The sequence below is a fragment of the Vibrio sp. TBV020 genome (genome assembly GCF_046056895.1).
Classification (GTDB): domain Bacteria; phylum Pseudomonadota; class Gammaproteobacteria; order Enterobacterales; family Vibrionaceae; genus Vibrio.
The window spans coordinates 2,667,722-2,681,414 of sequence record NZ_JBEEAQ010000003.1 but is presented as its reverse complement, the minus strand read 5'-3'; the positions used below and the strand labels follow the sequence as shown (position 1 = coordinate 2,681,414).

14 protein-coding genes are annotated in these 13,693 nt (G+C 43.4%); 7 read left to right on the top strand and 7 right to left on the bottom strand.

Going from position 1 to position 13,693, the window contains the following annotated elements:
* Positions 1-55: 55 nt before the first annotated feature.
* Entirely contained in the window at positions 56-496 is a 441-nt protein-coding gene (locus AAFX28_RS20255) for a DUF411 domain-containing protein (RefSeq protein WP_408690305.1), read from the bottom strand.
* Positions 497-504: 8 nt separating this feature from the next.
* Positions 505-3,180 carry a heavy metal translocating P-type ATPase gene (locus AAFX28_RS20250; protein WP_408690303.1) on the bottom strand — a complete coding sequence of 892 codons (2,676 nt, stop codon included), beginning with the start codon at positions 3,178-3,180 and terminating at the stop codon, positions 505-507.
* A 493-nt stretch (positions 3,181-3,673) separates the two neighbouring features.
* Between AAFX28_RS20250 and AAFX28_RS20245 the strand changes: the two genes are divergently transcribed.
* From AAFX28_RS20245 to gltX, 3 genes are all read left to right on the top strand, one after another.
* Positions 3,674-4,786 (top strand): porin, encoded by a 1,113-nt coding sequence (locus AAFX28_RS20245; RefSeq protein WP_408690301.1) that lies wholly within the window; start codon positions 3,674-3,676, stop codon positions 4,784-4,786.
* A 64-nt stretch (positions 4,787-4,850) separates the two neighbouring features.
* Entirely contained in the window at positions 4,851-5,489 is a 639-nt protein-coding gene (locus tag AAFX28_RS20240; protein ID WP_408690299.1) for a DUF2057 family protein, read from the top strand.
* A gap of 114 nt (positions 5,490-5,603) precedes the next feature.
* Positions 5,604-7,031: a glutamate--tRNA ligase gene (gene gltX, locus AAFX28_RS20235; RefSeq protein ID WP_408690297.1), complete on the top strand. Its 1,428-nt coding sequence runs from the start codon at positions 5,604-5,606 to the stop codon at positions 7,029-7,031.
* A gap of 116 nt (positions 7,032-7,147) precedes the next feature.
* Here the strand turns inward: gltX and AAFX28_RS20230 are convergent, their stop codons facing one another.
* Together AAFX28_RS20230 and AAFX28_RS20225 are read right to left on the bottom strand one after the other, a co-directional pair.
* The gene (locus tag AAFX28_RS20230) at positions 7,148-7,654 is read right to left on the bottom strand and encodes a Fe3+-citrate ABC transporter substrate-binding protein (RefSeq protein ID WP_408690295.1); all 507 of its coding nucleotides are present in this window, start codon (positions 7,652-7,654) and stop codon (positions 7,148-7,150) included.
* A 127-nt stretch (positions 7,655-7,781) separates the two neighbouring features.
* On the bottom strand, positions 7,782-8,915 hold the full coding sequence (locus AAFX28_RS20225) for a flagellar assembly protein FlgT (RefSeq protein WP_408690294.1): 1,134 nt from the start codon (positions 8,913-8,915) through the stop codon (positions 7,782-7,784).
* Between the two features lie 162 nt (positions 8,916-9,077).
* On the opposite strand from AAFX28_RS20225, the gene AAFX28_RS20220 reads away from it, so the two are divergent.
* A complete protein-coding gene (locus tag AAFX28_RS20220; RefSeq protein WP_408690293.1) occupies positions 9,078-9,713 on the top strand; it encodes a FlgO family outer membrane protein in 636 nt (211 codons plus the stop codon).
* 8 nt (positions 9,714-9,721) lie between these two features.
* Positions 9,722-10,153, top strand: coding sequence for a flagellar assembly lipoprotein FlgP (gene flgP, locus AAFX28_RS20215; protein ID WP_408690291.1), 432 nt, complete (start codon positions 9,722-9,724; stop codon positions 10,151-10,153).
* 89 nt (positions 10,154-10,242) lie between these two features.
* Here the strand turns inward: flgP and AAFX28_RS20210 are convergent, their stop codons facing one another.
* The 3 genes from AAFX28_RS20210 to flgA all read right to left on the bottom strand — a co-directional run bounded on the left by AAFX28_RS20210 (position 10,243) and on the right by flgA (position 11,831).
* Positions 10,243-10,668, bottom strand: a complete 426-nt coding sequence (locus tag AAFX28_RS20210; RefSeq protein ID WP_408690289.1) for a flagella synthesis protein FlgN — start codon at positions 10,666-10,668, stop codon at positions 10,243-10,245.
* Between the two features lie 21 nt (positions 10,669-10,689).
* Positions 10,690-11,004, bottom strand: coding sequence for a flagellar biosynthesis anti-sigma factor FlgM (gene flgM, locus AAFX28_RS20205; protein ID WP_408690287.1), 315 nt, complete (start codon positions 11,002-11,004; stop codon positions 10,690-10,692).
* An 80-nt stretch (positions 11,005-11,084) separates the two neighbouring features.
* A complete protein-coding gene (flgA, locus tag AAFX28_RS20200; protein WP_408690286.1) occupies positions 11,085-11,831 on the bottom strand; it encodes a flagellar basal body P-ring formation chaperone FlgA in 747 nt (248 codons plus the stop codon).
* Between the two features lie 76 nt (positions 11,832-11,907).
* Between flgA and AAFX28_RS20195 the strand changes: the two genes are divergently transcribed.
* Positions 11,908-12,834 (top strand): chemotaxis protein CheV, encoded by a 927-nt coding sequence (locus AAFX28_RS20195; RefSeq protein WP_408690284.1) that lies wholly within the window; start codon positions 11,908-11,910, stop codon positions 12,832-12,834.
* A 10-nt stretch (positions 12,835-12,844) separates the two neighbouring features.
* Complete coding sequence (locus tag AAFX28_RS20190) at positions 12,845-13,672, top strand: protein-glutamate O-methyltransferase (protein WP_408690282.1); 828 nt, start codon at positions 12,845-12,847, stop codon at positions 13,670-13,672.
* Positions 13,673-13,693 lie beyond the last annotated feature (21 nt).

Here is a 13,693-nt window from a genome sequence, read left to right as displayed (position 1 = left end):
CTGTCCTAAAACAAAGCCCAGCAACATGCTGGGCTTTCTCATTTTAGTGATTGGCTTAGTTGCCTTGGTAGTGACGATATTCGAAGACCTGACCTTGTTCATTAAAGGCATAGACCGAGTATTCGTCTTTCTTATCGCCATACTCCATCCCAGGAGAGCCCATTGGCATACCAGGAACCGCAAGACCTTTCGCATTGCGTGGTGGATTTTCTAGAAACGCTTTCACATCTTGCGCAGGGATGTGGCCTTCAAAGACATAACCATTAATTTCAGCTGTGTGACAAGAAGCTAGCTCAGGCGTTACTCCTAACTTCTGTTTAATAGGATTCATGTTCTCATGCAGTTTCTCTTCGACAGTGAAACCGGCATCTTGCATGTGCTTTGTCCATTCTGTGCAGCAACCACAGTACGGTGATTTGTGGTTAATCACGTCAGCAGCTAATGCATTTCCAGCAACGAATAGTGATGCAGCCAAAGCCAGTGTTTTTTTATTCATATTAACCTCTACGAAGTTTTAAATAATCTCAGGCGATTAGCATTACTAACGACTGTGATTGAAGATAGAGCCATTGCTGCTCCAGCCACAACTGGGCTAAGCAGAAAGCCAAAGGTTGGGTATAGAACGCCTGCAGCGATAGGGATACCCAAAGAGTTATAAACAAACGCACCAAATAAGTTTTGCTTCATATTTCGAACGGTTGCTTTAGAAAGCTCAATTGCCCTGATTATCGACAAAGGAGATGAATTGAGTAGCGTCATTTGTGCGCTCTCGATCGCGACATCACTGCCACTGCCCATTGCAACTCCGACGTTTGCAAGCGCCAGCGCTGGGGCGTCATTGACACCATCTCCAATCATTGCAACGCATTTTCCTTGTAGCTGTAAATCTTCGATGTTTTTGGCTTTCTCGTCCGGCAAGACTTGGGCGATTACTTGCTCAATTCCTAATTGTTTCGCGATGGCTTCCGCGACGATTTGATTGTCGCCCGTGAGCATGACAGGAGTAATACCCATTGCTTTTAATGCTGAGACAGCTTTTTTTGCATCAGGTTTGATTGGGTCAGCAATAGCGATAACACCCCGTACTTCTTGGTCTACCTTTACAATGATAGGAGTCCAAGCATTACTTAGGTATTTATCTAGAGTCGGTTGGAGAGCGCTAATGTCCCATTGATTTGACTGAGCAACGTTTAGAGATACCAATGAGATAGTGTTTCCTAGATAGTTTGCTTCGACGCCTTGCCCTCTATGATTCTTAAAGTCGCTTACTTCTACTAGCTCAATTTGCTGCTCTTGTGCTTTGGCGACAATCGCTTTCGCTAAGGGATGTTCTGAGTGTTGCTCAACAGAAGCGCTTAAAGACAACAATTGGTACTCATCTTCAGACAAAGAGAATACGGCTTGTACCTCGGGTTTTCCCAGCGTCAAGGTACCGGTTTTATCGAAGACTACCGTATCAATTTTACTGGCGGATTGAAGAACGTCTGCGTCACGGATAAGAATCCCCATCTCAGCCGCTTTACCGACGCCAACCGTGACCGACAGCGGTGTAGCTAATCCAAGAGCACATGGACAGGCAATGATTAATACCGTGGTTGTAACGACCAACATATAACTAGCACTTGGCTCTGGTCCCACGAAATACCAAACAACGGCGGAGATTAGCGCGATAGCCACTACAACAGGGACAAAGACAGATGATATTTGATCGGCAAGTTTAGCTATTTGAGGTTTACTGCTTTGAGCTTGGCGGACCATAGTAACGATACGCGCTAACATTGTATTGTTGCCAACCCCTTGAGCTTGAATGACGAGAGAGCCATCTTGGTTGATAGTGCCAGCAGACACTGCTTCTCCAACTTGCTTGCTAACTGGAACAGGTTCACCAGTTAGCATCGATTCGTTTAAGTAAGACTCACCTGAACGGACATAACCATCTACCGGCACTTTTTCTCCTGGTTTAACCCTCAGAAGCATGCCGACCTGAATTGATTTAATGTCAATGAGCTGTTCACCGTTATCGGTAACTAAATTCGCTGTTTGAGGTTGTAAGCCGATGAGTGCTTGTAAAGATTGGGTTGTTTTTGCTTTTGCTTTCGCTTCGATATAGTGGCCAAGAGAAATAAGACCGACAATCATTGCGCTGGCTTCAAAATAGACGTGACGAGACTGCATTGGAAACCAATTAGGGAATAACACAACAAGGATTGAGAAAATCCAAGCCGCTCCAACACCTAAGGCGACCAAGGTATCCATTGTTGCTCGCCTATGAGTGAGTGCTTGCCACGCATTGACAAAGAACGAGCGCCCAGCAGTTGCGAGTAACCAAAGACAGACAACACCTACGATTCCCCAAACGAACTGATCTTGAGGCGTTCGGATCATCATGTTTCCGCCTAGAACGCCCCATAACATCAAAGGAGCACCAACGGCTAGCCCCATCCAGGCGCTACGTTTATGGTGGGCTTGAAGTTGCGCTTGTTGTTGCTGTTGTTTTTCTTGCTGAGTTTCAGGATCAGTCACTCGCTGAGCTTGATAGCCTGCCTTTTCTATCGCAGAGAGTAGCTCTGGTTCAATGAGTTCTTCTTCTAAAGCACTAAATACAATAGAGCTATGTTCTGCGAGGTTGACTTGTACACGCTCTACGCCCGAAACACTCATCATCGCTTTTTCGACAGATGTGACACAGCTTGCACAGGTCATCCCCGAAAGTAAAAGGTGTAACGTACGAGATGAGTGACTCAATTCGTTTGTCATTGCCACTGTCGGTTCGTCAGACGCTTCTTCCTGAGTAGGTTCATCTGTCGTTGCTTGATAGCCGAGCGAGGCTATCAGCTCCTGTAATGTTTCTAGTGAGTGGAGTGAACTGACTTGAAGCGTCGTTTTGGTCGCTGAGAATTGACCTATCAATGGATCTTTGGTGAGTAAATTTTCTAGCTTCGCCACACACTTACCACAGTTGAGTCCACTTAAATGCAGCTGATAATGTGTCCCAGCTTGGTAGCCCAATTCTTGAATGCGTCTTTCGATCTCAAGAAATGTTTGAGCACTTTCTATAGATATAAAGGTAGGTGACAACTCTAAGATTGTTGCGTCTAGCTCAGAGCCTAGTTTTTTCTCAACTTTTCTAGCACACCCCATGCAATTGAGCCCTGATAGGGGGATATCTAACTTAGCCATAACGATACCTTTTTAAGAAAGCGATAATGTCCCAAGAATAAACCTTACCTCAAGGGGAAGGTCAAACATTGATTGCGTTAAAGGCAAAAACGTTAAATTTGCCTTTTTGATTAGGTCTTTTGACGTTTTTTAGTGCGACTCATCTCTAACTTTTTTATCGATAAATATAAAGTTCCGTAAAATGATAAGAAAAGTGTGAGATCTAGGTGGCATTTTTCTACGACTATCTATATAGATATGATTAATTTTTCTAAATTTGACGTTTTTGTGGTTTTATATTTTGATTCTAAGTTATTGAAAGTAATGGCTAAAGACTTTTTCTTGAAAAGTTCGATTTGAAGTGAGTCGAACTTTTTTTTGGATAGTTTTTTGAAGAAAAAAAAGTTTGCCAAGATAAGCCCGTCCATAAATGGTTCTCCCCATTAAATCAGTAAGTTAAAGGTTTATGGGGAGTGCTAATAAAAAATAAATCTTAATAATAGGGGTTAATCTTATGTCTCATTTCAAAAAGACACTACTTGGAGCAGCGATCACAGCAGCTACCTTGGCCGCAGGTACTGCAAACGCATATATGATCGGTGATCCAAACGATGCTAACGTTGAAGTGTACGGTGTTGTGTCTATTTCTGCAGTTGATTACGGTGCATCGAACCCAACAGGTCCTGATGCAGGTTGGGCTCTAGAAAACGAAACTCGTGTTGGTTTCCGCGCTGCAAAAGTGATGACTGACAGTGTGACAGCATTTGCTCAAGTAGAGTCTGGTTGGGTACTTGATAATGGTGCTGACCTTGGTAACCGTGATACCTTCGTAGGTCTACGTGGCGATGACTGGGGGCAAGTACGTTTTGGTCGTATGCTGACACCTTTATACGAACTTGTTGACTGGCCGTACTCTGCATCTAACTTAGGACGTACATTTGACCGTGCTTGGAAATCAGGTGAACGTTACCACTTCGACCGTAAGAGCCAAATGGGCCGCTACGACTCTCCAATGTTTGCTGATATGGTGAAGTTCAGCCTAGCGGGTGGTAACGGTAGTGAAAATCACGAAGACTCAAACTTTTTTGGTGGTTCTCTATCGGTAACGCCAGTAGATATGCTAACGCTACACGCAGCATTTGAAACAGCGAAAGGTACAACGTTCGAGGGTGGTGAAGAGGCTTACTGGAATTCGAACAACCCGACTCCAGAAGGTACCCCTACATGGGATGAGGGCAAAGCTGCTTCAATTGGTGATACCGACTCTTACTTCTTCGGTTTTGAACTACGCCCAATTGATAATTTCAATATTCTAGGTGCTTACAAGTCAGGCTCTTACGATTCAACCAACGGCGGTGGTGGTTACACTTACACAAAACGTGAAATCGATGCTTACTCTGTTCAAGCTAACTACTTCTTTGGTAACGCTAACATCCGTGTAGGTTACGCAGACCAATCAGGTCAACAAGATGGCGTTGATAACAAAGATCTAGATTCAACATCGATCAGTGGTGAATTCGGTTACTCATTTAACTCTGTGTACACGTTCTTGCGTCTGACACAGCAAGACGATGATACTTACAATGACGACCTAATGGTTCGTATCGGTACTGAGTGGACATTCTAATCTAATAACAATTATACGGCGGACCCAGTGTCCGCCTTTTTCCGTTTGTAGCAGGTGAGGAAATATGAACAAAATTTTTGCAGTTATTGCCTTGGGGCTAATGAGTACATTGGCGAATGCACAAGTGACAATCCAGACAGACAATCGAGTCGATATATTGGCCGTGAATCAAGAAATAAACGCCATCCCTAAGAAAGCTAAAGGGGATTTAAAAATAGAGAATGGTGTGAATCAACTTTTGATTCGTGTGACGGCAATGGTTGATGGAAATGGTGGCAAGAGCAAATTTAACTCTTTCCCTATGGTGGTAAAATTTGAAGCAAATGACCAGACGTTAAAGTTTGAAACGCCTTTCGCCATTCGTGACGAACGTGGCGTAAGAAAATTTGAAAAACAGCCAACTGTGAAAGTGACCAGTAATGGTAAAGACGTACCGGCAGAAACAGATCTTATTTACGATCAGACATTCGCTTTGATTAAAGACTACGATGAGATGCTTGAGCAGTATAATTTGGCTGGTGGTGTTGCTGCGATTGTCATGACGGAATCCACTGTTCAAGTAACTCCTAAAAAAACACAATCTAAGACTTCAGTACAATCCGTTCCTGTATCATCGAGCGATATTAAAGGAGAGTTCCTTGAGATGACGCCGGCACAACGTCAAGAGTTTATCTCCTGGGCAGTAAAACATATCAACGATTAACAAAGATTGTTGATGATGGATTGTAGAATTACATATCGGTGCTAAAATAACGCGCAATTTTGGCACCATGCTGTTTGGCTTGGTGTGGTCATCTAGACAATCAAGGTATTTTACATGACGGTTAAAACTCGTTTTGCTCCTAGCCCTACTGGCTACCTTCACGTTGGTGGTGCGCGTACTGCACTTTACTCTTGGCTTTTTGCTAAAAACCAAGGCGGTGAATTCGTTCTACGTATCGAAGATACAGATTTAGAACGTAACTCTCAGGAAGCAGTCGATGCGATCCTAGAAGGTATGCAGTGGATGGGTCTTGAGTGGAATGAAGGTCCTTACTTCCAGTCTAAGCGTTTCGACCGTTACAACGAGATGGTTGATAAGCTACTAGCAGAAGACAAAGCATACAAATGCTATGCGTCTAAAGAGCTTCTAGACGAAATCCGTGCTGAGCAAGAAGCAGCAAAAGAGATGCCTCGTTACGATGCTGAACACCCGAAAATTGTTGCTGCTAATGCAGAGGCAAAAGAAGGTGATGCGTTTGTTATCCGTTTCCGTAACCCGAAAGAAGGCAGCGTAGTATTTGATGACCAGATCCGTGGTCGCATTGAAATCGCAAACAGCCAGCTAGATGATTTGATCATTCGCCGTACTGATGGCGCGCCAACGTACAACTTTGTTGTTGTAGTCGATGACTGGGACATGGGTATTACACACGTTGTTCGTGGTGAAGACCACATCAACAACACGCCTCGCCAAATCAACATCTATGAAGCACTAGGCGCTCCAGTACCTACGTTTGCTCACTGTGCAATGATTCTAGGTGATGACGGTGCGAAATTGTCTAAGCGTCACGGCGCTGTTTCAGTAATGCAATACCGCGACGAAGGTTACCTACCAAATGCACTAAACAACTATCTAGTGCGTCTTGGCTGGTCTCACGGTGACCAAGAGATCTTCTCTCAAGAAGAGATGATCAACCTGTTCTCTCTAGATGCCGTTTCTAAATCAGCGTCAGCATTCAACACTGAGAAGCTACTTTGGTTGAACAACCACTACATCAAGACATCAGCTCCTGAGTACGTGGCAGAGTACCTACAATGGCACCTAGACAACCAGAACCTAAGCATTGAAAACGGTCCTGCAATTACTGAAGTGATCAAGCTTGTTGGTGAGCGTTGTAACACGTTAATAGAGCTAGCTGAGCAAATCCGTTACTTCTATGAAGACTTCTCTGAGTTTGAAGCTGGCGCAGCTAAAAAGCACCTACGCGGCGTTGCTAAAGGCCCACTAGAGCTTGCACTTGCAAAAGCAGAAGCACTAGAGGAGTGGACAACTGCAAACATCAAAGAAGGTGTTATTGCTGCTGTTTGTGAAGAGTTAGAAATCGGCATGGGTAAAATTGGTATGCCTCTACGTGTTGCAGTAACAGGGGGGGGTCAGTCTCCATCTGTAGATGCTGTAATGGAACTAGTAGGTAAAGAGCGTTGTGTTGCTCGCATTAAGATGGCTATCGCATTCATTGAAGAACGTGAAGCAAACGCTTAATTAATTGCTTAAAGCATAAAAACAAAACCGCAGCCATATTAGCTGCGGTTTTTTGTTATGTACAAGATGACAATCAGAGCCAATCATTCCCTCATGCAGAGCAGAATCTTTGGGGACTACTTTAAGTCGATGCTGTTTAGGCGTCCCATAAACTCAAGAATTTCTAAGTTTTCTTTATTAGCTGCAAGTAGTGCTTTCTTCGTTTTAGAGTAGGCTGCCAACCGCCCGTGTCTTTTTATAGAGCATACGACACTGCGATAGATCAGCTTGCCATTTTCGTCATAGTTGCGCCATGCAGCGATGTAGCATTCATCTTTAGCATCAGGATTATCTTTGGTTGGACGAGGTTTAAAGATAATTTTGGGTTCGAGTGAATGTGGCAGACGAGTCATTAAGTAAGGGTCTTTCAGCAATCGACGCCAAAATTTCCCCCACATTTCACTTCCCATCTCATTACGCAACTTAATCGCTTTTTGTAGTCCTTTTTTCTCCCCAATACGGATATAACCCACAGAGCGGTGGATGACTTTATCATCTGGGGTATGAATATGGATTTTAAAGGCGGTTTTGGCCTTGGAAATGAAGCGATGACCTGTATTGGTTTCTAAGTTACTCTTTTTCATCTTCTAACTATAGATAACTTTGTTAATAATTATTTTAGATGAAAGTTGAAGGATGGTGAAGATAAGAAAGCAAAAGGACTAAGCATTTTACTTAGTCCTGTTAAACATAAGGTGTCTTAAGCTAAATCTAAAGCAGTTTATGCATCACATCTCCGAGTTGGATGCTGCCAGCTAATTCTGCTTGGTCAACGGAGAGCTCTGCTTCATTTTCATAGACACGCGAAACGGTCAAGGTGATGTCAGTTTCTGTCACTTTGTTTCGTGGTAATCCGCGTTGGTCTATAAATGAGCCAGTGTGCCAAAGTTGTAACTTATCGCCTTCTTGGACACCATGGATACGACCTAGGTCGATAGTAATGGTGTTGCCCCATTTTGCCACTACTTCTGGTAGCGTGATTTTACAAGATACTTCTGACTCAAGATCCAACATGATGTTTCGACTTACGCGCAACATCATGTCTCCATACGTTGATGCCCAAAAACGCGCGCTTTTTGTATCGACTTGGCTGGTTTTCGCAAATGGCCATCGCGCCACTTCTCGATAGTTGCGGTTATAAACCTCGTTACCTGTTTTTCCATCAAAAATGGTCATTTCTAGAGCGAACTGTCGGTTAATGACGTCATCTTTAATCAGGTTTTGCTCTACAGTGGCGGTAAGGTCAGTAATGACTCCACCAATAATATATTGTGCTCCCGTATCTTCGGCGATCATCTTAAGTCGCTCAGGATATTGTTTGCTGATCTCAAAGTCAGTGGTACCAACGGAAATGAAGCTAGCGGACTCTTGATCTAATTGACGGTTGATGACATTGGCAAAGTCGTCACCCACATTATAGATTTGGCCCATTACCGCTTGCTGAGGGGCGGCGAGATCGATATTGCCGACCAAGAAGGTCTTTTTATACTGGCTAACATGGCAACCTGTTGCCGATGGGTAAATATCAATCCTCGCTCTTACGAACATCACACCACGACGGGTTCTCTCTTCTTCTACGAGAATGTAACGAACTTCGCTACCCGTAAATTGATATTCTTTTCTGCCACTTTCAAGTAGTGGGCGCAGATTGGCAATACTACCTATATCTGCCCCTGAAAAGCTCACCGCTTTATAGATAGCATCTTCCAGTGCGTGAACACGAGCCACTTCTTCTGATGAAACGATTGTAGAAGTGCCCGTAACTTCATACCAACCCGCTAGTGCCGAATTTGCAAACAGGCATACATAAAGGGTTGATAGAAAGAACAGAAGCGATTTTTTCATGATTGATTACCAAGTTGGTTCATTTTTTGCTTATTAAATCTTAGCTGATTTAGGCATTGCATTTCTTAATAGTTGCATTGATAGAAAAGCAAAGAATGTTCCACTTTTAGACTTTTGCTAAAAGAGTCGACATTTAAGCCTTAATGTATCGGAGATTAGAGAATGAAAAAATGGTTATCGCTTGTGCCAGTGGTGTTTCTGACCGCTTGTGCTTATGCGCCAATATACAATGGTAAAGAACCGTACAATGGTTCCCAGTTTATGCTGATGGACAGCCCGCGCCATACTCTTGACTTTTTTGTGGAGAGTATGACGGAAGACTTGATGATTTCGAACACAAGTGTATCTGCTCGTACGCCGATTGCAGTGACATCATTTGTTGATTTACAGAACATGGATGCCACCAACTGGCTAGGTAATTCAGTATCTGAAGGTTTTATTCACCAATTTCAGCGTCGTGGTTTTAAGGTCGTTGATTATAAAACGACAGGTTCAATCCAAGTGACTAACCAAGGTGATTTTGCTTTCAGCCGTGATTGGAAAGAGCTGGCTCAAGAGCAAGACATTCAGTACGTTTTAACAGGTACAATGCTTCGCCAAGAAGGTGGGGTGATAGTTAACGCAAGAGTGGTTGGTATGCAGTCTCGAATCGTTGTAGCAACGGCACAAGGTTTCTTGCCTGCTGATCGTATCGGTCGAGATCTTGATACGCTTAATAGTATTCGTACTCAAGATGGGGTATTAATTCGTTCTGATCCAACGATGACTCAACCTTACACTGTGATTCTGCGTCCATAGGAGACACGATGAAAAAGTTATTACTTCTTGTTGTTGCCTTAATAATGGTTGGCTGTCAGCCTTTGCAGAATATGCGCCCTGATGATTGGTTAACAGCGGTAGGCTACGCGAGCATCAGTGAGCAAAAAGGACGTAATTTAGACGAGAAACAAGTACGAGCAATGCGAGCATCTAAAATTGATGCTTACCGTGAACTCGCTGAGCAAGTGTACGGCATGAGAGTCAGTGGCCGCGCAGACCTTCAAGACCAGCGTTTAGGTACTGAGTTAACGTCAGGTGCTGTAGATGGTGTGATACGTGGTGCTGAAGTTGTGCGTAGTTACAAAGTAGGTGATAGCTATGTTACTGAGCTGCGTTTAGACATTAAGAAAATGGACAAGCTACGTGATTATGGCGAAGTGCAACAAGTGCCAGAAAAAAGGCAACAGACTCTTTTCTAATTAAGTCATTCTCTCCAGATACAAAAAAGCGGCAATTATTGCCGCTTTTTATTTGTTTGGATTTTCTATTCAGCTGGCGAACAAATTGCCTAAGCTTTAATGTTGGTTCCTAGCGTAGTGACATTTTTTGTTTGACCTTCAGCTGTGTAGGTCATGCCAAGCTTACCCTGAGACTGTTTCATCAAGTTATTGAGTTTGTTATAGCTAAGCTGTGCCCGCTGCAGTGCTTGGCCATTGACCTCATTGGCTTGCTGACACTGGCTGATGAGTGCTCGGATCTTCTCTACCAGAGGGCTCAACTCTGGATCTGAGGCCAAACTCTCAACGTCAGGGTGACGTCGTATACGATCATCGGTAACTTGTAGTTGCTCAATCAAGGTGATCTTTTTATTGGCGATTTGCTCAATATCTTTTGATTGTCGGTTGGTGATGGCGTGCTTTTCTTGCTCAAGAACATCATTGAGCTCTTGGGCATTTTTAAACTGAAATTCGACTAAACCTTGTAGTGCTGCCATCTATTGAATTCTCACTAACGACTACAGTCCGCCAAGTTCTTTCTCAAACTTCATCATATTGCTTGCCAGTTTTTCTGGGTCGACGGTGTACGAACCATTGGCAATAGCTTCTTTGATTGCGGCAACTTTTGCCTGATCAAAGCTAGGCTGGCTAACCATTTGATTGTGCATCTCACCAACTGCTTTGCCTTGAGAGCTTAGCGAAACGGCGTCTTGAGCAACGGTAGACTTCTTTGCTGAATCTGAACCGCTTGTCGTTGCGTTATCATTACGAACGGAGCTCCTCGTCGTTGTCGAGAGAGTTTGCCCAGAACGTATATTATCAATGCCTGCCATAGATGAGCCTTTTTTAAAATAGAACTTGTACTGTCAATATCGACGAATAGACGAAGAACTTTAGTTATTTTTTACATTAACTAAAAGACTATCGTGATCTCCGAAATTCCAGATACTCGTCCTTCAATTATACGGTTGGATTTACTATTTTTCACTCTTATCTGCTCACCATGTGAACCATCTGTCAGAGCGACCCCTTTTGTTGTAATCGTCATGCCTGATTTCACGGCTTTAATTGTGACTGTCTCATTGCGACATACGACACAAATATCATTATCTTCAATGACTTCGCCAGCGCGAAGGTTTTTTTTAGCTTTGGCACCGATAACCGCATCGATTGTGGAAAACCCTTGCCGCCTAAAGCGTTGCAGATCTACCATACTTACAGTGACATCGTGTTCGGAAATGAGTTGGCCACGGGATAGGGGATTAACTAGCGTCACTTGAGGGCCTGTACGAATTAAACGAACAGGCACATAAACACGCCAATTGTCATCTGGGCACTCGACAAGTACGGTAATATTACTCGCACTAGGGTTAGTTGATGAAGAAGAGCTAGAGAGCGGACTTGGGCAGTCGGTGGCAAATATACGGCTATCAACATTCGCTGCTTTGGCTTCGAGTTTTCCGCCAGCGGGCCATTCAACTACTGAGGTTATGTACTCCTCTGCAGTTTGTTGAATAAGCTCAATTTGGCTTTCTGTTGCGGAAAACACTGAAAAACTAAAGAAAAAGAATAAAAAGCCGATAGACTTACGAAACTTTTTATAGAAAGCTCTACAATTAGTTATGGAAATTGAGCGCAATGATGTTTTAGAATATGTCATTCTGTTTCTCTGGTTTTTCATGGCCATGTGTAGATTACCATTTTTTTAGCATGAAGTTTGAGATGGAGATGAGCTTATGACGGGTATTCTTGATTCAGTGAATCAGCGTACGCAACTCGTCGGTCAAAACCGATTAGAACTCCTTACCTTTCGCCTAATGGGGCGTCAGCGTTACGGAATCAACGTATTTAAAGTAAAAGAGGTACTACAGTGCCCTAAGCTTACTTCAATGCCAAACCTACACCCTCTTGTTAAAGGGGTTGCACACATTCGTGGCCATACTGTGTCAGTCATTGATCTAAGTTTAGCAATTGGCGGACGTCCTACTACTGACGTTGATAAAGCCTTTGTTGTTATTGCTGAATTTAACCGCACCATCCAAGCATTTTTGGTTACCTCTGTAGAGCGTATTATCAATATGCACTGGGAAGCGATTTTGCCGCCACCAGATGGGGCAGGTAAAGCAAACTACCTAACGGCGGTTACTAATATTGATAATGAGCTGGTTGAGATTTTAGACGTAGAAAAAATTCTTGCTGAGATCGCGCCTGTTGATGAAACAATGGACTCTTCAATCAGTGAAGAAATCGCGCAAGCAGAAACAGAAAAAGAAATTGTTCGTCGTATTCTAATTGCTGATGACTCTACTGTTGCTCGTAAGCAGGTCGAACGTGCGATTACGTCACTGGGTTTTGAGGTTGTTTCAGCAAAAGACGGTAAAGAAGCGTACGATAAGCTGATCGAAATGGCTGCAACTGGTAGTATTTATGATCAAATCTCTTTGGTGATCTCTGATATCGAGATGCCAGAGATGGATGGCTATACTTTAACTGCAGAAGTAAGACGTCACCCTGATTTAAAAGACCTTTACGTGATCCTTCACTCATCATTGAGTGGGGTATTCAACCAAGCTATGGTAGAGCGCGTTGGAGCGAACTCATTTATCGCGAAATTTAACCCGGATGAATTGGGTAATGCAGTGAAATCGGCACTTACAGAATAAAGAGAAGTGAATGACAGCAATAACTATAAGCGATCAAGAGTATCGTGATTTCAGCCGTTTCCTAGAGTCACAATGTGGTATTGTTCTTGGTGATAGCAAACAGTACCTCGTTAGAAGTCGTTTAAGCCCACTTGTAACCAAGTTCAAGTTGGCTTCGCTTTCTGACCTACTAAGGGATGTAGTGAGCGGGCGTAACCGTGAGCTACGAGTTGCTGCTGTCGATGCGATGACAACCAATGAAACTCTTTGGTTCCGTGATACTTATCCATTTGAAGTACTTGCAAATAAGCTATTGCCTGAAGCGGCAGCAAATAAGCGCCCAATTAAAATTTGGTCAGCGGCGAGCTCGTCTGGTCAAGAGCCATATTCGATGGCGATGACAGTACTAGAGCAGCAGCAGCGTAAACCGGGTATGCTTCCAAGTGTCTCGATCACTGCTACTGACATCTCTACAAGCATGCTAGATATGTGTCGTGCCGGAGTATACGATAACCTCGCTCTTGGTCGTGGTCTTTCACCTGAGCGTCGTCGTAACTTCTTTGAAGACGCCGGTGATGGCCGAATGAAAGTTAAGGACAATGTTAAACGTTTAGTTAACTTCCGCCCTCAGAACCTGATGGATAGCTATGCGCTGCTTGGTAAGTTTGACATTATCTTTTGTCGAAATGTTCTTATCTACTTCTCTCCTGACATGAAGTCACAGGTATTGAATCAGATGGCAAACAGCTTAAACCCAGGTGGTTACCTACTACTGGGGGCTTCAGAGTCATTGACCGGATTAACAGATAGATTTGAAATGGTTCGCTGCAACCCAGGAATAATCTATAAGCTCAAATAAAAATAAATATTTATTTCAAAG